This window comes from Goekera deserti (assembly GCF_010685995.1).
Classification (GTDB): Bacteria; Actinomycetota; Actinomycetes; order Mycobacteriales; family Geodermatophilaceae; genus Goekera; species Goekera deserti.
In genome coordinates, this window is sequence record NZ_JAAGWK010000005.1 from 223,136 (window position 1) to 241,518 (window position 18,383).

At 75.2% G+C, this 18,383-nt stretch carries 16 protein-coding genes; 13 read left to right on the forward strand and 3 right to left on the reverse strand.

Going from position 1 to position 18,383, the window contains the following annotated elements; all coding sequences use genetic code 11:
* The first annotated feature begins 279 nt into the window (after positions 1-279).
* The 7 genes from G1H19_RS02630 (at position 280) to pstB (ending at position 7,230) form a co-directional block, all read left to right on the forward strand.
* Positions 280-1,980: a PHP domain-containing protein gene (locus G1H19_RS02630; protein ID WP_152731982.1), complete on the forward strand. Its 1,701-nt coding sequence runs from the start codon at positions 280-282 to the stop codon at positions 1,978-1,980.
* The gene (locus tag G1H19_RS02635; protein WP_152731980.1) at positions 1,977-2,513 is read left to right on the forward strand and encodes a hypothetical protein; all 537 of its coding nucleotides are present in this window, start codon (positions 1,977-1,979) and stop codon (positions 2,511-2,513) included. The genes G1H19_RS02630 and G1H19_RS02635 overlap by 4 nt, the downstream gene beginning before the upstream one ends.
* Positions 2,503-2,931, forward strand: a complete 429-nt coding sequence (locus G1H19_RS02640) for a hypothetical protein (RefSeq protein ID WP_152731978.1) — start codon at positions 2,503-2,505, stop codon at positions 2,929-2,931. Before G1H19_RS02635 ends, G1H19_RS02640 begins: the two co-directional genes overlap by 11 nt.
* A gap of 222 nt (positions 2,932-3,153) precedes the next feature.
* Positions 3,154-4,272: a phosphate ABC transporter substrate-binding protein PstS gene (gene pstS / locus G1H19_RS02645; RefSeq protein WP_152731976.1), complete on the forward strand. Its 1,119-nt coding sequence runs from the start codon at positions 3,154-3,156 to the stop codon at positions 4,270-4,272.
* A gap of 105 nt (positions 4,273-4,377) precedes the next feature.
* Complete coding sequence (gene pstC / locus G1H19_RS02650; protein ID WP_235928170.1) at positions 4,378-5,328, forward strand: phosphate ABC transporter permease subunit PstC; 951 nt, start codon at positions 4,378-4,380, stop codon at positions 5,326-5,328.
* Positions 5,328-6,413 carry a phosphate ABC transporter permease PstA gene (gene pstA / locus G1H19_RS02655; RefSeq protein WP_152731973.1) on the forward strand — a complete coding sequence of 362 codons (1,086 nt, stop codon included), beginning with the start codon at positions 5,328-5,330 and terminating at the stop codon, positions 6,411-6,413. The genes pstC and pstA overlap by 1 nt, the downstream gene beginning before the upstream one ends.
* 37 nt (positions 6,414-6,450) lie before the next feature.
* Positions 6,451-7,230 (forward strand): phosphate ABC transporter ATP-binding protein PstB, encoded by a 780-nt coding sequence (pstB, locus tag G1H19_RS02660; protein ID WP_162393144.1) that lies wholly within the window; start codon positions 6,451-6,453, stop codon positions 7,228-7,230.
* 28 nt (positions 7,231-7,258) lie between these two features.
* Here pstB and G1H19_RS02665 read toward each other — a convergent pair whose 3' ends face one another.
* Positions 7,259-8,554 (reverse strand): LCP family protein, encoded by a 1,296-nt coding sequence (locus tag G1H19_RS02665; RefSeq protein WP_152731971.1) that lies wholly within the window; start codon positions 8,552-8,554, stop codon positions 7,259-7,261.
* A gap of 2,575 nt (positions 8,555-11,129) precedes the next feature.
* Between G1H19_RS02665 and G1H19_RS02670 the strand changes: the two genes are divergently transcribed.
* Complete coding sequence (locus G1H19_RS02670; protein ID WP_162393145.1) at positions 11,130-12,221, forward strand: hypothetical protein; 1,092 nt, start codon at positions 11,130-11,132, stop codon at positions 12,219-12,221.
* Between the two features lie 63 nt (positions 12,222-12,284).
* On the opposite strand, the gene G1H19_RS23770 is transcribed toward G1H19_RS02670, so the two are convergent.
* Entirely contained in the window at positions 12,285-12,710 is a 426-nt protein-coding gene (locus G1H19_RS23770; RefSeq protein WP_152730150.1) for a DUF2795 domain-containing protein, read from the reverse strand.
* A gap of 44 nt (positions 12,711-12,754) precedes the next feature.
* Positions 12,755-12,964 (reverse strand): hypervirulence associated TUDOR domain-containing protein, encoded by a 210-nt coding sequence (locus tag G1H19_RS24320; protein ID WP_162393146.1) that lies wholly within the window; start codon positions 12,962-12,964, stop codon positions 12,755-12,757.
* 387 nt (positions 12,965-13,351) lie between these two features.
* Here G1H19_RS24320 and G1H19_RS02685 point away from each other — a divergent pair, with 387 nt between their 5' ends.
* From G1H19_RS02685 to G1H19_RS02705, 5 genes are all read left to right on the forward strand, one after another.
* Positions 13,352-14,158, forward strand: coding sequence for a siderophore-interacting protein (locus G1H19_RS02685; protein ID WP_235928171.1), 807 nt, complete (start codon positions 13,352-13,354; stop codon positions 14,156-14,158).
* Between the two features lie 127 nt (positions 14,159-14,285).
* Complete coding sequence (locus G1H19_RS02690) at positions 14,286-15,011, forward strand: response regulator transcription factor (protein ID WP_162393147.1); 726 nt, start codon at positions 14,286-14,288, stop codon at positions 15,009-15,011.
* Between the two features lie 137 nt (positions 15,012-15,148).
* Complete coding sequence (locus G1H19_RS02695; RefSeq protein ID WP_235928172.1) at positions 15,149-16,699, forward strand: sensor histidine kinase; 1,551 nt, start codon at positions 15,149-15,151, stop codon at positions 16,697-16,699.
* A gap of 43 nt (positions 16,700-16,742) precedes the next feature.
* Entirely contained in the window at positions 16,743-17,441 is a 699-nt protein-coding gene (locus G1H19_RS02700) for a PaaI family thioesterase (protein ID WP_235928173.1), read from the forward strand.
* On the forward strand, positions 17,438-18,178 hold the full coding sequence (locus tag G1H19_RS02705; protein ID WP_162393148.1) for an inositol monophosphatase family protein: 741 nt from the start codon (positions 17,438-17,440) through the stop codon (positions 18,176-18,178). The genes G1H19_RS02700 and G1H19_RS02705 overlap by 4 nt, the downstream gene beginning before the upstream one ends.
* Positions 18,179-18,383: the final 205 nt, after the last annotated feature.

Genomic DNA, 18,383 nt, shown 5'->3' on the forward strand with positions numbered 1-18,383 from the left:
GCCCCCTGCGGGCCCCGGACGCCTCGAGGATCGGCCGGGGAGGTGGCCCTGCGGTGTCCGCGGGGCGGCGGCGCCACGACGACTGGCCGACAGCGTCGGTGCCACGGCAGGCCGGCCTCGTGCGTCCCACCCGCCTCATGCCCTGGTCGCCGAGCCGACACCTGGAGTTGCCCGCGCAGGTGCTCTCCGTACACCCGGAGCGGGTCCCCTCGCAGGGAGCCGACAGGTGCACGCATCGCCATGTGCGCATGGGGCCCACCCAGGACAGAGGAGCAGGACATGGGTCACGGACACGACCACCCGCACGACCACGACCACACCGAGGTCGCGGGCAGCTGGCGGGACCCGGAGGCCGGCGACCGGCTCTCGGTGTCCCGTCGCCGCTTCCTCGCCGGTGCCGTCGCGGCCGGGGCAGCCGCGGGCCTGGGCAGCACGGTGGCCGGCCTCGGCCAGGGCGTCGCGGCCGCGGCGCCGAAGGGCAGGCCGACACCGGTGAACCCGTGGACGGGCACCAACCGGTTCCTCGCCGGTGACCACCACATCCACACCCAGTTCAGTCCGGACGCCCAGTACGAGGTGGAGACCCAGGTGTCCAAGGCCGCCGAGTACGGCCTGGACTGGATGGTCGTCACCGACCACGGCGGGACCGCGCACCAGAAGTACTCGATCGACCAGGTCACCCCCCGGATCGAGGCGTCCCGCGAGGCGCACCGCGACCTGCTGGTGTACCAGGGCCTGGAGTGGAACATCCCCGGCGCCGAGCACGCGACGGTGTTCCTGCCGCCGGGCGCCAACAGCGTCGAGATCCTGCGCGCCTTCGAGGCCGGGTACGACGGATCGGTGCTGGCCGATCAGAAGAAGGTGGTGCGGTCCACCTCCGGCGACGGTGAGCCGTTCGCGTTGGAGGCACTGCGGTACCTCGACCAGCAGGTGCGGGGCGGGCGTGCCGAGATCGCGCTCATGTTCGCCAACCACCCGGCCCGTCGGGGCATCGACAGCCCGCACGAGATCCGCAACTGGCGCGATGCGGCCCCCGAGGTGGCGGTGGGCATGGAGGGCGCTCCCGGGCACCAGGCCGCCGGCATCCCGCTGGACATGCGCGGCCCCGGCAAGGCGCGCGGCTACTACGACTTCGCGCCCACCGAGGACAGCTTCCCGGGCTACGCCCCCTCGGCGACGGAGAACCCCTACCGCACCTACGGCGGCTTCGACTGGATGACCGCGAAGGTCGGCGGGCTGTGGGACTCCCTGCTCGCCGAGGGCCGGCCGTGGTGGGTCACCTCGACGTCGGACTCCCACCAGGTCTGGCTGGACACCCTGGAGCCCGGCGAGCAGCCCTACGCCACCACCGGCAGCCGGGGCACGCCGATCGACACCGGCGTGCAGCAGACGGGCTACGGCGACTTCTGGCCCGGGTACTACAGCTCCACGCTGGTGGCCGCTCAGCGGCGCACCTACGTCAGCGTGATGCGCGGGCTGCAGGCCGGCCAGGTCATCGCGGTGCACGGGCGGCTGATCGAGGGCATGGACGTCCGCGTGCGGGCGACCCGCGGGGACGGTGACGCCCGCGGGGTGACCCTGGGTGGGCGTACCCACGTGCAGCGCGGCGGTGACGTGCAGGTGGAGCTGACCATCGAGCTCGCGGCCGGTCCCAACGCCGCCGGGATGGTGCCGAAGCTGGCCAAGGTCGACCTGATCAGCGGTCCGGTGACCGGGGCCGCGGCCGACCGGGACACCCTGTCCGCACCGCAGACCTCGGTGGTGGAGACCTTCGAGGTCCCGGCAGGCGCGCGCAAGCGGGTCCGGCTGGAGCACACGTTCCGCAACGTGCAGCAGTCCTTCTACCTGCGGGTGCGGGGCAGCGACGGCAACCAGCTGGACAGCGCGGGCAACCCGCTGATCGACGTCGCCGGCGCCGAGGACCCCTTCGCGGACCTGTGGTTCTACGCCAACCCGGTGTTCGTCGACGTCCTCGGGTGAGCGCGGTGTGGCAGGCCGTCGTCCTCGGCCGTGCGCTGTCGGACGACCACCTGACCGCCGCCCTGGACGGCGCGCTGGCCCCCCGGGGCCGGCGCGCCGTCGAGGTGCGGACCCACGTGGACCGGAGCTCGGCCGTCGCGCGCACGGTGGTCAGCTGGCGCACCGACGGGCACCCGGCCGACGACGCGCGGGTGGCCACCGACCTGGACGGCGAGGTGCTAGGCCCGGCCGGGGACGGGCCACCGCCCCCGTGGCTGGACGGCAGCGGCGGGCGCTGCGTGCGGTTCCCCGGAGACGACGCGCTGAGCGGCGTGCACCCGGTCGCCGAGATCGTGGCGGTCACCGCCATCGACCGGGTGGACGCCGTCGGTGGCGGGCTGGACGGCGACTCGCCGGTGGACACCCTGGGTGGTTGGCTGCGTCCGACCGTCGTCGACGGGCAGCTGGTGCTTCTCGTCGAGCCGGCCGAGGCGGGCCGGTGGCGCCCGGTGGAGATCCGCGACCCGCACCAGTGCTGCGGCGGTGCCCATTGACGAGGCGGCTGCAGCGGTGATCGCGGCGACCGCGGCGTCGATGGCGCTGATCGGTGCCCGCCTGCTCGGCGGCGGCGACCTCGGCTGCGTCGTCGACCGGGCGAGCGGGACGGTCAGCACCTTCACCGGGGACGTCGGGGCCGGGCGCGTGTCGGTGTACGACCGGACCACCGACTGCTGGGTGGTGGGCCGGTGCGAGGACGGCGAGGGTCCGCTGTGGCTCTACCACCAGGGCACGACGGGGTACCTGACCCTGACGCCCGCCGGCCCGGGCCGGCTGCGCGGCCACGACCACACCGGTCACGCCGCCTTCGAGGTGCTGACCAGCACCGCCGGCGACGTCGTGGAGGTGCTGGACCACGGCAGTGGACGGCGGCACGACTTCCTCGTGCATCGCGCCGACGAGCTCGCCGCCTGACCCCGCGCGGCGACGCAGAGCGACCAGGTCGCACCGGCGCGCAGTGGTTCACCCGCTGGACGCGTGTCGTACCCCACAGCGTGTCCGAAGCCTCAAGCCGCGTTCATCCCGCGTTAACCAACGGACCTGGATCCGTCCACCTCGCCTCCCTAGCGTCCTCGTCGTTGGTCCCCTGCTGCCCGGCTTCGACGTCCGGGAGCCCCACAGTCGAAAGGCCCTGAGTTGAAGCTCAGCACCAAGACGCGCGCCGCCGGAGTCACCGCGGCGCTCGCCACCTCCCTCGTCCTCTCCGCCTGCGGCGCGAGCAACGAGGAGACCAGCGACACCGGCTCCGGTGGCGGTGACAGCACGGCCGCCGAGCTGAGCGGGAGCCTCGTCGGCGCGGGCGCCAGCAGCCAGCAGTCGGCGATGGAGGCATGGCAGGCCGGCTTCCAGGGCGTGTACCCGGACGTCCAGTTCAGCTACGACCCGGCCGGCTCCGGCGCGGGCCGCGAGCAGTTCATCGAGGGCCGGGCCGACTTCGCCGGCTCCGATGCCGCCCTCGACGAGGAGGAGCTCACCGCCGCCTCCGAGCGCTGCGCCGGTGGCGAGGTCTTCGAGCTGCCGAACTACATCTCGCCGATCGCCGTCCTGTTCAACCTCGAGGGCGTCGACTCGCTCAACCTCACCCCGGCCACCATCGCGGGCATCTTCGCCGGGACCATCACCACCTGGAACGACCCGGCGATCGCCGCGGACAACCCGGACGCCACGCTGCCGTCGACCGCCATCACGCCGGTGCATCGCGCCGACGACTCGGGCACCACGGACAACTTCACGGACTACCTCTTCCAGGCCGCCCCCGACGTCTGGACCTCCGAGCCCGACGGCGTGTGGCCGCTGGAGGGCGGCGAGTCCGCCCAGGGCACCTCGGGTGTCGTCGAGGTCGTCACGAGCACCGACGGCGCCGTCACCTACGCCGACGCCAGCCGCGCCGGTGAGCTCGGTGTCGCCAGTGTCGCCGTCGGCGGCGAGTTCGCTGCGCCGACGCCGGAGGCCGCTGCCGCTGTCGTCGAGAACTCCCCCGCCGTCGAGGGCCGCGGTGAGTACGACTTCGCCATCGAGGTCAACCGGCTGACCGAGGGCTCGGGCGAGTACCCGATCGTCCTGGTCAGCTACCACGTCGGCTGCATCGAGTACGACGACAAGGAGAAGGCCGACAACGTCAAGGCCTTCATGAACTACGTGATCAGCGCCGACGGCCAGGCGACCGCCGCCGAGAACGCCGGCAACGCGGAGATCTCCGACAGTCTGCGCGAGCAGGCGCAGACTGCGGTCGACGCCATCACCACCGCGGGCTGACACCCGCCCGCCGCGATGGCCCGGGACGTCCACGGACGTCCCGGGCCATCGCACCGCCCGGACCCGGGCACCCATGACACACGACGAACGAGCCACGGAGCAGCGGTGACCGCCACGAAGGCCCCGACCGAACCACCGGTCCAGCGCACCGTCCGACGACCGGGTGACCGCATCTTCGCCGGCAGCGCCAAGGGCTCGGGCATCTTCATCCTGATCGTCCTCGCAGGCGTCGCCGCCTTCCTGATCAGCGAGGCACTCCCGGCCCTCACGGCCCCGGCGGACGAGATCCCCGGCGGCGAGGGGCTGACGGCCTACATCGCACCCCTGATCCTGGGCACCCTGCTCGGCGCCGTCCTCGCGTTGATCGTCGCCACGCCGCTGGCCGTGGGCATCGCCCTGTTCATCACCTACTACGCGCCCCGCCGGGTCGCTGCGGTCCTCGGCTACGTCGTCGACCTGCTCGCGGCCATCCCCAGCGTCGTGTACGGGTTCTGGGGCCTGGCCGTGGTCGCGCCCCGCATGGTGCCCTTCCACGAGTGGGCGGCCGACAACCTGTCGTTCCTGCCCTTCTTCGCCGGCCCGGCGTCCACCAGCGGGCGGACGATGTTCACCGTCGGCCTGGTGCTGGCGGTGATGATCCTGCCGATCATCTCGGCCATCTCCCGCGAGGTGTTCAGCCAGGCCCCGGCGCTGCACCGGGAGGCCGCCCTGGCCCTCGGTGCCACTCGTTGGGAGATGATCCGGATGGCGGTGCTGCCGTACGGCAAGTCCGGTGTCATCGCCGGCGCGATGCTCGGCCTGGGCCGCGCCCTCGGCGAGACCATGGCCGTCGCGATCATCCTCTCCGGCGGCGCCGGTGCGACGCTGAACCTGATCAGCAACTCGAACCCGTCGACCATCGCGTCGAACATCGCGCTGCGGTTCCCCGAGGCCACCGGCCTCGGGGTCAACACGCTGATCGCCAGCGGACTCGTCCTGTTCGTGATCACCCTCGTGGTCAACATGCTCGCCCGCTGGGTCGTCAACCGGCGCGCCGACTTCTCCGGAGCGAACTGATGAGCACCGAGACCCCGCTCGCACCGATCGGTTCCACGAGCGCCGCCTCGCCCGGCCCCGTGCAGACCCAGCGCCGCCTGCCCCGCTTCGCCGCCGCCGGGCTGTTCCTCGCGGGCGTCGCGGTGGGTGCCCTGCTGTCGGCGCTCACCGGCTTCAGCCTGGCGCTCACCGTCCTGTACGGCGTCGTCCTCGGCACGCTGGCGGTGTACGCGGTCTCCCGCCAGGTCGAGGGCCGACGCAAGGCGACCGACCGGCTGGTCACCAGCCTCGTGTCGACGGCGTTCGCCATCGCGATGGTGCCGCTGCTGTCCCTCGTCTACACCGTGCTCGACCGTGGCCTGGCCCGGCTGGACGCCTCGTTCTTCACCAACTCGATGTTCCGGGTGGTGGGCGAGGGCGGCGGCGCGTACCACGCCATCGTCGGCACGGTCCTCATCACCGCCCTGACCACCCTGATCGCGGTCCCGATCGGCCTGCTCACGGCCATCTACCTGGTCGAGTACGGCACGGGCCGGCTCAAGAAGGCCATCACGTTCTTCGTCGACGTGATGACCGGGATCCCGTCGATCGTCGCTGGTCTGTTCGCCTTCGCGCTGTTCACCCTGTTGTTCGGCAACGACGTCCGGCTGGGCCTCATGGGTTCGGTCGCGCTCGCGGTGCTCATGATCCCGGTGGTCGTGCGCTCCTGCGAGGAGGTGCTCAAGCTGGTGCCCAACGAGCTCCGGGAAGCCGCCTACGCCCTCGGCGTGCCGAAGTGGCGCACGGTCGTCAAGGTCGTGCTGCCGACCGCCATCGCGGGCCTGGGCACCGGCATCACGCTCGCGGTCGCGCGCGTCATCGGCGAGACCGCCCCGCTGCTCATCACCGTCGGCCTGATCACCGGGACCAACTTCAACCCGTTCGAGGGCCGCATGGCCACCCTGCCGGTCTTCGCGTACTACCAGCTCACCCAGCCGGGCACCGCCACGCAGGCATTCATCGACCGGGCCTGGACGGCGGCGCTCGTCCTCATCATGCTGGTGATGGGTCTCAACGTCGTCGCCCGCCTGATCAGTCGCCTGTTCGCCCCCAAGACCGGTCGCTGACCGGTCGCCCAGCCGAGAAGAAGCAGAAGGACACCTCGTGGCCAAGCGCATCGACGTCTCTGACCTCAACATCTACTACACCAACTTCCTCGCGGTGGAGGGCGTCAACGTCTCGATCGAGCCGCGCAGCATCACCGCGCTCATCGGCCCCTCCGGCTGCGGCAAGTCGACCTTCCTGCGTTCGCTCAACCGCATGCACGAGGTCATCCCGGGCGCGCGCGTCGAGGGCAAGGTCGTCATCGACGGCCAGGACCTGTACGGCTCCGACGTCGACCCGGTGAACGTGCGCCGCCAGATCGGCATGGTGTTCCAGCGCCCCAACCCGTTCCCGACCATGTCGATCTACGACAACGTCGTCGCGGGCGTGCGGCTGAACAGCACGCGGATGAAGAAGTCCGAGATGGACGACCTCGTGGAGACCTCGCTCAAGGGCGCCAACCTCTGGAACGAGGTCAAGGACCGCCTCAGCCGGCCCGGCTCCGGCCTGTCCGGTGGCCAGCAGCAGCGGCTCTGCATCGCCCGGGCGATCGCCGTGGAGCCCGAGGTGCTGCTGATGGACGAGCCGTGCTCGGCCCTCGACCCGATCAGCACCCTGGCCATCGAGGACCTCATGATGGAGCTGAAGGACCGCTTCACCATCGTGATCGTCACGCACAACATGCAGCAGGCCGCCCGGGTCAGCGAGGCCACCGGCTTCTTCAACCTCAACGGGGTCGGGCAGCCGGGCCGGCTGATCGAGTTCAACCCGACCGAGAAGATCTTCAGCAACCCCGACCAGAAGGCCACCGAGGACTACATCTCCGGTCGCTTCGGCTGAGGAAGGACCTCGTCCGAGCCGTGTGAGCTCAGCTGCAGGTGGTTCCCGACGCCGCCGTCCCCGTGGGGGCGGCGGCGTCCGTCGTCCCGGGGGTGGTGGCCGCGGGGTCGGCAGGTGGGGCGGCGCCGGAGACGGCCGCGGCGAGCGTGTCCGTCACCCGGCCGGACTCGATGACCGCGTCGAACAGCGCCCGCGCGGCGGTCTGGTCCAGCAGCACGTAGGAAGCGGCAGCGGGGGCGGCCGCTGCCGGGTCCCCCGGCAGCGGGGCAGCGGCGGGCACGGCGGGCGTGGCCGCCGGCGGGGCGCCGATCAGCGCGGACGGCGGCGGGACGTAGCCCGTCTGCTCCACCGGGAGGCCGAGCCGCTGCACGTGCTGGGCGGAGAGCCCACCGAGCGTGCTGCCCAGCGCCCGGACGTCGGCCAGCGTGGTGTCCCGGTCGACGATGAGGGCGTCGTCCACCCGGGTGAGGAACTGCGTGAGGGTGACCGGGTCGGCCAGCGCGGAGCCGGTGAGCGCCCCGTGCAGCGTCGCGGTGACCAGCCGCTGCTCGCGCTCGGCCACCACCTGACCGGTCGGCTCGTCGGCGACCGTGCCGGGGGCGAGCCAGCCGGCGGCGTCCTCACCGGACATCGTGGTCCGCCCCGCGGGCAGCGCCGCGGCGGCGGTGGTGGTGTCGACCGCCTCGGGCACGCACACCGACACGCCACCGAGCACGTCCACCAGGCCGGGCACCTCCGCCAGGTCCACCCCGACGTAGTGGTCGACCCGGACGCCGGACACCTGCTGCACCGAGCGCACCAGGCAGGACGGCCCGCCGGAGAGCAGCGCCTGGGCGAACGCCTCGGTGGTGGGCTCGCGCAGCGAGCCGTCGGTGCTCCGGCAGGAGGGGGTGTCCACCAGCGCGGCGGACGGGAAGCTCACCAGCACCGCATCCTCACCACCGTCGGACACGTGCACCAGCACGGTGCTCACCGACGCCACACCCTCCCGGTCGGGCAGCCCGGTTCCGACCACGAGATAGGTACGGTCGTCGGCCTGCAGTTGGGGCGCGAGCACCTCGGGGCCGTCGACGGAGAGCGCGTCGACCCGCTGCAACGACCGGTCGACGTAGACGTAGAGCCCGACGTAGTACCCGGACACCAGCAGCAGGACGGCGACCAGCACCGCCCCCACCCGGTGGAGGCGGCGGCGCAGCGGGCTGACCACGCGCGGAGCGCGCTGCGGGGCCGCGGAGCTGCCGCGTCGCCCCGGGGACGCGCCGGGCTCGTCGTCGAGGTCGTGCGGGATCAGCGCGTCCGGGCCGGGGATGGGCGGCACGGGCATGACCCGCCGGGCGACCCCGCTGCTGGGCCCGGCGACCGCGCGCGGCCCGGTGGCCGGCCCGGCGAGCGGGCCTGCGACCGTGGGCAGGTCCGACGACGTGCCGACGGGGTGGCCGACCGGCCGGCCGCCGGTGGCAGGTCCGGTCGGCAGGGGCCGGGACCAGGGGTCGTCCAGGGACCCCGGAGGTAGGGGCGCCATCGGCAGGCCACCGGTCGGGGCGGCCGGGCGGGAGCGGGGCGACGATGGCGCGGCCGGGCCGTCCCCGTCACGCGGGGGCAGCGACCAGCGGTCGTCGGCGGTCGACGCGGCCGGGCGACCCGACGGCTCAGCGGGCAGCGGGAACACCGACCAGGGGTCCGCCGCGGGCGCCGGGGCGGGCTCGCCCGGTCCCGACCGGTCGGCTGCACGCGACGGGCCGTCCCAGAGACCGCCGGCGGCCGCGCCGGGGCGGTCCCAGGACGGCGGTGACACGTGTGGCGTCCCGGTGCGGCCGCCGGCGGCCGTCGGCAGGTCACCGCTGCGCGGGCCGGCCGGGGGCAGCTGGCCGGTGGGCGCCTCGCCCGCCCGCGGCGGGATCGACGGGAGACCCCCGGTGCGGGGCTGGGCGGGCGTCGCGGCGGCGCGGCGCGGCGTGGGCTCGGCCGGTCGACCGGCGGCGGGTGCCTGCGGGCGCCCGGCGGGCGGACGCCCACCATCGCGTTCGGGCCCGGTGGCGGGCGCGACGTCGTCGGCGGCACGGGGCGGGAGGGACGGCGCGGACGAGGTGGCCGGTGTGCCCGGGCCGGTCCCGGGACCTCCGGGTGGCGGGGACCCCGGTCGGCGATCGGGGGCAGCGAGCCCCCGCCCGGTGGAGGACAGGCCCCGCCCGGTGGAGGACAGGCCCCGCCCGGTCGAGGACGGGTCCGGCCCGGTCGGGGTGGGGCCCCACCGGGTCGACGGTCCCGTCGGGCGGCGGGCCGGCGCCGGTCCCGGCGGGAGCCCCCGCCCACCCGGTGCCGGCCCACCGGTGGCGGCCGGGCCGTCGGTCAGGCCGCGGCCCGTCGAGGAGAGCCCCCGACCGGTCGACGTGGCATCACGGCGCGGGGCCGGGTCACCCGACAGACCCCGCCCCGTCGACGAGGCATCCCGACGCGGCCCCGGGTCGCCAGGGAGACCCCGCCCCGTCGATGACAGACCCCGGCCCGTCGAGGACGCATCCCGACGCAGAGCCGGGTCACCCGACAGACCCTGCCCCGGCGAGGACAGACCCCGACCGGTGGACGAGGCGTCGGGGCGCGGGGGCCCGGCCGCGCGGTCGCCGTCGGCCGAGGCACCACGACCGGTCGGGGCGGGCCCCCGGCCCGTGGCCGACCGGCCGCGACCGGTGGCGGGGCCTGTCGCAGGCGCACCGCCGTCCCGGGCGGGCGCTGCCGGCAGGGACGTGCCCCGCGGCGGGGCCGGTGGGGCCGTCGGCGGGCTGGGTGCCACCGGCGGGGCCGCGGGCGCGCGCCCCGCGGCGGGCGGGGTGGGCGGGCGGGAGCCGGTGGGCCGCACGAGCCCGGACAGCGCGTCCCAGGCCCCGCGCCCGCGGGACGTGGCGGCGGGCTGGGCGGGCGGCTGCGGGGCAGCCGGGGCCGCGCCCGGCCGGGCGGACGCCGGGTGCCCCGGGGACCGTTGCTGACCGGCGGGCGGCGTGACCGGTCCGGCCACCGTCGCCGGGCCGGGTGCGGGGGTGGCGGGCCCGGCGACGGTCCGCGGGCCACCGTCGCCGGCTGTGGCCGGGCCAGGGCCCGGCCGGGGCGGACCCGCCTGCTGCCGCGCCGAGGGTGCCGCCGCGGGTCCGCGCCCCGACGCCGCTGGGCCGGCGGCCGGCACGGAGGGGCGCCCCGGACCGGCCGGCCGCACCTGCCCGGGCGAGGAGGCGGGAGGCGCCGGCGGTGTCGCCGCACGGGGGGCAGGGCTCGGCTGATCCGCGGCGGGCACCGGACGTGCCGCCTGCCCCGCGGGAGGCGGACCAGGGGGCCGGGCCCCCAGCGGCGGGCGCTGCGCGGACCCGCCCACCTGCGGCGACGGGCCGGCCGGGGCCCGGCCGGGGCCACCCGGGAGCCGGCCGGCGTCGGCGGGACGAGCAGCATCGGCGGGACGGGCGGGGCGGCCGGAGAGCCGGCCGGAGTCGTCCGGGCGGGCCGGGGGCACCGGCGGTTGCTCACCGCGTCGGGCCGCGCGGCGTCCCGACGTCGTGGGGGCGCCGTCCCGGGCCAGCAGCGCCTCCACCGTCAGCCGGGTGGTGAGCGGGGCGTCGTCGTCCGGGGGCAGGGGGGCGGAGGTGTCGCGCCGTCCGGCGGGAGGGGTGGCGCGGCGGTCGGTCGAGCGAGGGTCGTCCCGCCCGTCTCGTCCTCGGTCCACCACTGGCGTCGACACCCCATCCTCGTGCTGCGGGCACGGTGCGTCGCAGCCTTCGGCCCCCCGGTCCAGGCACGGCCCCATCACGATACGGGTGCGGACCGCCCTCACACAGAGCACACGCCCAGATGCGCAGGAGGATCCACCCGTCGTCGGGAAGCGCTGCTGCACCAGGCGTCGTACCGTCCCGACGGTGAAGCTGCCGCTCATTCCCAGCCCTGCCGACGTCCTCAGCGCGGTCGACGGTCTCCGCGAGGGCATCACCGACGCTCTCGCCCTGGTCCCCCGGTTGGTCGCCGTCGTCGGGACGGCGGAGGACCTGCTGGGCCGGGTGTCGGCGGTGGTGACGCGGGCCGAGGAGGTCGTGGGACGCGCGGAGTCCGCGGTGGCCGGCATCGACGAGATCAGCAGGCGGGCGAACGCGGCCGTCAGCGGCATCGAGGCCACGCGGGAACAGGCCGACGAGGCGATCGCCGGGATCGGGGCCACCCGGCAGCGGGCCGACGAGGCCATCGCCGGCATCGAGACCACCCGGGCACAGGCCGACGACGCGATCGCCGGCATCACCACCACGCGTTCCCGGGCCGACGAGGCGATCGAGGGCATCACCGCCACCCGCGCCCACGCCGACGACGCCATCGGCGGGATCGAGCGCACCCGCTCGCATGCCGACGACGCCATCGCGGGCATCGAGCGCACCCGCTCGCACGCCGACGAGGCGATCGGCGGGATCGAGCAGACCCGGAGCCGGGCGGAGGCGGCGGTCGGCGGGATCGAGCAGACCCGGGAGCGCGCCGACGCCGCCGTGGAGGCCATCGGCACCACGCAGCAGACGGCGGACGCACTGGTGTCGGCGGCGTCGGCCACCACCCGGACCGCCCAGGACGTCGTCGAGGGGGCCGAGGCGTCGGTGAGCCGCACCGACGGCCTGCTCGGCCGCACGGACGCCCTGCTGAGCGCCTACGAACGCCCGCTGGCCGCCTTCGTGCCGCTGGTCACCCGGCTGGGCGAGGAGCTGGACCCCGACGAGATCGAGGCCCTGGTGACGCTGGTGGACCGGCTGCCGCTGCTGGTCCAGCACCTGGACGAGGACGTGCTGCCGGTGCTGACCACCCTGGGGGACGTCGCACCCGACGTGCACCAGCTGCTGGACACGGTGCAGGACATGCGCCAGGTGGTGAAGGGCTTCCCGGGCTCCAAGCTGTTCCGCCGCCGGGGCGCGGAGGAGATCGCCTCCGAGGAGGCCGACGACACCACCGACCCGGCGGCGCAGCCGCCCCGCTGAGCTCGGCGGCGCAGCCGCCCCACAGAGCCGGCCGGGACGACGCGCCCCGGCCGGCCGCAGCGCTCAGGTCTCGGTCGGGTAGCCCAGCGCCCGGGCGATGTCGCCGACCCGCTCGTAGGTCGGGCCGTCGGGCAGCTTCGCCAGCTCGTCGGCCACGGCGTCCGGTGCCCGGCGGTCCCGCGCGGCCTCGACCAGCTCCGGGCCGGTGGCCGGGAAGTCGGCCCGGGCCAGCCACCGGGCCAGCTCGGCCCGGGCGACCACGGCGTCCGGGGTCGTGCCCTCCGGGACGCCGCCGAGCAGGGTGCCGTCCGGGACCCGGTCGATGTCCCGCTCCCCCTCGGCGACCGGCTCCGGGTCCTTCCACTCCTCGGCATGGGTCGACCGGCCGGAGCGGATCATGCCCTCGATCTCGTGCGCCAGCTCGTCGTCGTGCCGGGGGCTGTGCTTGGTGCTGCGCTCGGCGGCCCCGCCGCTCAGTGCCTCGCTCATCACTGGGTCCTCTCCGTGGTGGTGCGTCACCCTCGTCCGGGCGATCAGTCCTCGTGCAGGGCGCCGGGCTTGTGCACGGCCGAGTTCCCGCTCTTGTCGCTCTTCACCTCGTACTGCGGCTCGTCCTTGCTCGCCTTGACCGTGCGGCCCGCCGCCTCGGTCTCCTTCGTGATCTTCTTGGTGACCTCGCCGTGCGCCTCGCTGCCGTGGCTCTTCCACGACACGTGGTCGCCCTTGGTGAACTCGTCGGACACAGGTGCTCCCGTCCTCGCAGTACGACGCCGCGGCCAGTCGTGGCGTCCAGCCGGGCGGCCTCCCGCCGGCAGGCGCGCCGCGGGCTCCCGGGTGCGTGCCCGGTCGCCTTCCGCGGCACACATGCACCCGGCGCTGCGCCGGCACGGGCACCCCCGGCGTCCCAGGTCACCTCCGGTGGAGCGAAGACCACCCGGACGGGTCATGCGCCGGCAGCCGTGATCACCTAGCGTGGTCGTCAGCGGGAAGATCACTCATCGCTGCTGCTCAGAGCGCAGAAGCGGTGACGCACGGTCACCCGCCCGCGATCGCCGGTCCGGTCGTCCCCATTCCCCCGGGGCCGGCCGGGCCGGCCCCGCGCTCCGCGCCGGCGCCTACGCTGCTGCCTCGTGAGCGCTCCCGACAGCCCCCCCGACACGGTCCCCGTGCAGGACGGCCCGCGACCGGTCGACGTCCTGACCGTGGCGCGGGTGGCCTCCCCCACCCCGTCGGTGCGCCGGGTGACGCTGCTGGGCACCGCGGCGGCCGTGGCCGCCGCCGGACCCACGATCTCGCTGCTCGTCCCGCGCGTGGACGACCCGTCCCCGCACTGGCCCGAGGTGGCCCGCGACGGCCGGATCGTGTGGCCGGGCGGCAGCCACGGCGTCAGCATGCGCAGCTACACCGCCCGCCGTCAGGACGTCGACGCCGGCGAGGTCGACGTCGACTTCGTGCTGCACGGCGACGGACCGGCGGCCACGTGGGCCGCTGCCGCCGGGCCCGGCGCACCGGTCGCAGTGGCCAGCGCCGCTGCGCTGGGCCACTCCCCCGCCGGGACGGTGCTGCTGGCCGGCGACGAGACGGCGGTCCCGGCGATCGCCCGGATCCTGGCGACCGCGGCGCCCGGCACCGTGGGCACCGCGCTGCTGGAGGTCGCCGACGCCGCGGAGGAGCAGGTGCTGGAGGCACCCGACGGCGTCACCGTGCGCTGGCTGCACCGCGACGGCGCCGAGCCCGGCACCACCACCCACCTCGTCGACGCCGTCCGCGCACTGGAGCGGCCGGCCACCGACGACCTCTTCGCGTGGGTCGCGGCCGAGTCGTCGGTGGTCCGCTCGATCCGGGCCGACCTGCGGGGCCGCTGGGGGCTGGGCCGGGCCCAGCACCACGCGATCGGCTACTGGCGCCGGGGCCGGACGACGGCCCCGGGCGGCTAGGCTCCGCGGCGTCGGGCGGTCTGGGGTTCCCAGTGACCTCACAGGCGTTCCCCAGGGCCAGCTCAGTCCACCGCCCGATGGTCGTGCCATGACGACGACGGCACCAGCAGGCACATCGGGAGGGGTCGTGACGGCCGGCGGCTCTGGCGCGAAGGCCCCCGAGGCGCGCCTGCTCGTGGTGGACGACGAGCCGAACATCCGCGAGCTGCTCTCCGCGAGCCTGCGCTACGCCGGCTTCGAGGTGGCCACCGCTGCCGACGGCCAGCAGGCGCTCGCCGTAGCCGCCGACTTCCGGCCCGACCTGCTCGTGCTCGACGTGATGATGCCCGGGCTGGACGGCTTCGGCGTGGTGCGCCGGCTGCGCCAGAACGGCACCCACACCCCGGTGCTGTTCCTCACCGCCCGGGACGCCGCCGAGGACAAGGTCTCCGGCCTGACGCTGGGCGGCGACGACTACGTCACCAAGCCGTTCAGCCTCGACGAGGTGCTCGCCCGGATCCGGGCGGTGCTGCGCCGCAGCCAGGCCACCCGCCGGGCCGAACCGTCGCCGAAGCTCTCGTTCGCCGACATCGAGCTGGACGAGGAGACCCACGAGGTCATCAAGGCCGGCACACTGGTGAGCCTGTCGCCGACGGAGTTCAAGCTGCTGCGCTACCTGATGGCCAACTCCGGCCGGGTGCTGTCGAAGGCGCAGATCCTGGACCACGTGTGGAACTACGACTTCAACGGCGAGGCCAACGTCGTGGAGTCCTACATCTCCTACCTGCGCCGGAAGATCGACACCACGGAGCCGCGCCTGCTGCACACGCTGCGCGGCGTGGGCTACACGTTGCGGCTGCCACGCGGCACGTGAGCGCACTCGGCACGACCAGCGTCGGCGGGGCCGGTGGGGAGGTCCCCACCGGCCCCGAGCCGTCCCCGGCGGCGTCCGGCCCGTGGCCCTCGCCCGACCCGGGCCCACCGCGGCCACCCGCGTCCGGTCCGTGGCCGGTGCCCGGTGGCGACGGGCGGACCGGCTCGACGGCGGTGCACCGGTTCCCGGCCAGCCGGGTGCCCCTGCGGGTCACCCTGGTGGCGCTGGTGGTCACCATGGTGGGCTTCGCGCTGGTCGCGACCGGGCTGGGGGCCACCGCGCTGCTGCGGACCTACCTGACGGAACAGCAGGACGTGAAGCTGTCGACCGCGGTGCAGGGCCAGCTCAACGACGTCGGACGCACGCTCCTGGCATGTGACAACGCTTCGATACTGCAGTACACGTCCGGCACCTACTTCGCGTGCGTTCGGAACAACGGCACGCTCCAGGAGATCGTGCCCGCCAACTACGACGCTGGCCAGTTGCCGGAACTCTCCGGCATCACTCCTGCAACGATCGATCAGTACGCCGGGAGCCCGTTCACCGTCCGCTCCATCGACGGCACCCGGCAATGGCGGGTCATGGTCGGCCAGCTCACCGGGAGCACGACGATCATCGCCGCCACCGACCTCGCCGAGGACCGCGACGTCCTGGCCCGGCTGGTCGCCCTCGAGGTCGTCGTCGGCCTCGTGGTGCTGATCAGCCTGGGTGTGGCCGGCACGCTGCTGGTGCGTACCAGCCTGCGCCCGCTGGTCGAGGTGGAGCACACCGCCCGGGCCATCGCCGACGGCGACCTGTCCCGGCGCGTGCCCACCGGTGACGAGCGCACCGAGGTGGGCCGGCTGTCCAACGCGCTGAACGGCATGCTGACCCGCATCGAGTCGTCCTTCCAGGCGCAGCGCGCCTCCGAGGAGCAGGCCCGGGCGTCGGAGGAGCAGGCCCGCGCGTCGGAGACCCGGATGCGCCGGTTCATCGCCGACGCCAGCCACGAGCTGCGCACCCCGCTCACCTCCATCCGCGGTTTCGCCGAGCTGCACCGGCACGGCGCGGCCACCTCCGCCGAGGAGACCGCCCGGATGATGCAGCGCATCGAGTCCGAGGCCGCCCGGATGGGGATGCTCGTCGAGGACCTGCTGCAGCTGGCCCGGCTGGACCGCCAGCGCGAGCTGTCCGTGCTGCCCGTCGACCTGGCCGAGCTGGGCGGCGACGCGGTGCAGGACGCCCGCGCCGTCCAGCCCGACCGCCCGATCAGCCTGGTGCTGGACCCCTCGCTGACCGACGACCCGGTGGTGCTCGGTGACGAGGCCCGGCTGCGCCAGGTGATCGGCAACCTGGTGGCCAACGCGCTGGCGCACACCCCGGTCGAGGCTGCGGTGCGCATCGTGCTGAGCGAGCCGGCCGACGACCCGGACGTCGTCGTCGTCTCGGTCGCCGACGAGGGGCCGGGCATGGAGCCGGCCGACGCCGAGCGGGTGTTCGAGCGGTTCTACCGGGCCGACGCCTCCCGCACCCGCGCCGTCGGCGGCTCCGGGCTGGGGCTGTCCATCGTCGACGCGCTCACCCGGGCGCACGGGGGCAGCGTCAGCCTGAGCACGGCCCCCGGCCGGGGCGCGCGGTTCGACGTCCGGCTGCCCCGCTCCGGCCCGCCCGGCGACCCGGTCGGTCCCCCGGTCGAGGGCCCGGCCTGACCCGACCCGGGTGCGGTGACGGCAACGCCGCTACCGTCCGGCGGTGACCGAACTGCCGTACGACGCCGACCTGATGGCCGCTGTCACCGAGCTGGGCACGGCGCTCCGCGCGCTCGTGGACGCCTCGGTGAGCACTGCCGTCGGCCCTGAGGAGCTGCGCGCTGCCGCCGCCGAGGCCCGCCGGGCGACCGCCCTGCTCGAGGCCGACCGGCGGCCACCGGGTCGGCTGCCGCCGCTGGACGACCCGGTGGCGTTCCGGCGGGTCTACTCCCCGGTGACCGGGGTGGGCAGCGCGGTGGCGCCGCCGCTGACTCTCCGGGGCGACCCGGCCGGCGGCGTCCGGGCCGAGGCGACGCTAGGGCTGCTCTACGAGGGCCCGCCGGGGTACCTGCACGGCGGCATGAGCGGGCTGCTGATGGACCACCTGCTCGGCGCCGCCGCGATCCACGCCGGGTTGTGGGGCATGACCGCGCACCTGGAGCTGGACTACCGCGGCCCGGTGCCGCTCGGCGTCCCGCTGGTGCTGCGCGGCTGGGTCGAGCGCAACGCCGGCCGGCGCACCGACGTGGCCGGCAGCATCGCGGCCGCCGATGCCCCCGACCGGGTGCTCGTGCAGGCCACCGGCATCTTCGTCACCCCCCGGGCGGAGAAGATGGACGCCTACTTCGCCACCGTCACCGACGCCGCCGGCCGGCACACACCCCCCGGCCGGCCCACCGACGCCACGGCGGTACAGCCGTGAACGACGACGTGGCCCTCGCCGCCCGGGCCGCCTCCGCCGCGGCCGACACGCTGCTCGGGCTGCGCGCCGCCGGCGACCTGACCGGCCGCGCCCTGGGGGACGCCGGGGACGCCGCCGCCCAGCAGGTCATCGCCGACCTGCTCACCGCCGAGCGGCCCGCGGACGTCGTCTTCAGCGAGGAGGCCGTGGACGACCGCCGCCGGCTCACCGCCGACCGGGTGTGGATCGTCGACCCGCTGGACGGCACCCGGGAGTACGGCGAGCCGGACCGGCACGACTGGGCGGTGCACGTCGCGCTCTGGTCGGGCGGGGCGCTGACCGCCGCCGCTGTCGCGCTGCCCGCGCTGGGCAGCGTGCTGACCACCTGGCCGCCGTCCGACGTGCCGCTGCCGGTGCCCGGGCCGCTGCGGATCGCCGTCTCCCGCACGCGGCGGCCCGCCGAGGCCGAGCGGGTCGCCGCCGCCGTCGGCGGCACCCTGGTGCCCCTCGGGTCCGCCGGCTACAAGACCATGGCGCTGCTGCTGGGTGAGGCCGACGCCTACGTGCACGCCGGCGGCATGTACCAGTGGGACTCCGCCGCCCCGGTCGCCGTCGCCGCCGCCGCGGGGCTGCACACCTCCCGACTGGACGGTTCGCCGCTGGTCTACAACGCCGCCGACGCCTGGCTGCCCGACCTCGTCGTCTGCCGCGCGGAGCGCGCCCCCGAGGTCCTCGCCGCCATCGCCGCCACCCCCTGACCCCCCCACCCCCCGCCCCCCACCTCCCCCGGGCACCACCTCCGAGATCGACACTTCCGCCCCGCCAAGATGGCCATCTTGGCGGCGCGATGTCGGCCGTCTCGGCGCGGCTGTGGTGGCCGTCTCGGCGGGGAGTCGGCGAACATCACGGCGGGCCGGGGCGGGGGCGTGACGGGCGGGTGGCGTGATGCCGGAGACTGTGCGG

Coding starts and splice junctions, on each gene's coding strand:
- G1H19_RS02630 (WP_152731982.1), top strand. CDS start 280: ATGGGTCACGGACACGACCACCCGCACGACCACGACCACACCGAGGTC.
- pstA (WP_152731973.1), top strand. CDS start 5,328: ATGAGCACCGAGACCCCGCTCGCACCGATCGGTTCCACGAGCGCCGCC.
- G1H19_RS02665 (WP_152731971.1), bottom strand. CDS start 8,554: ATGCCCGTGCCGCCCATCCCCGGCCCGGACGCGCTGATCCCGCACGAC.
- G1H19_RS23770 (WP_152730150.1), bottom strand. CDS start 12,710: ATGAGCGAGGCACTGAGCGGCGGGGCCGCCGAGCGCAGCACCAAGCAC.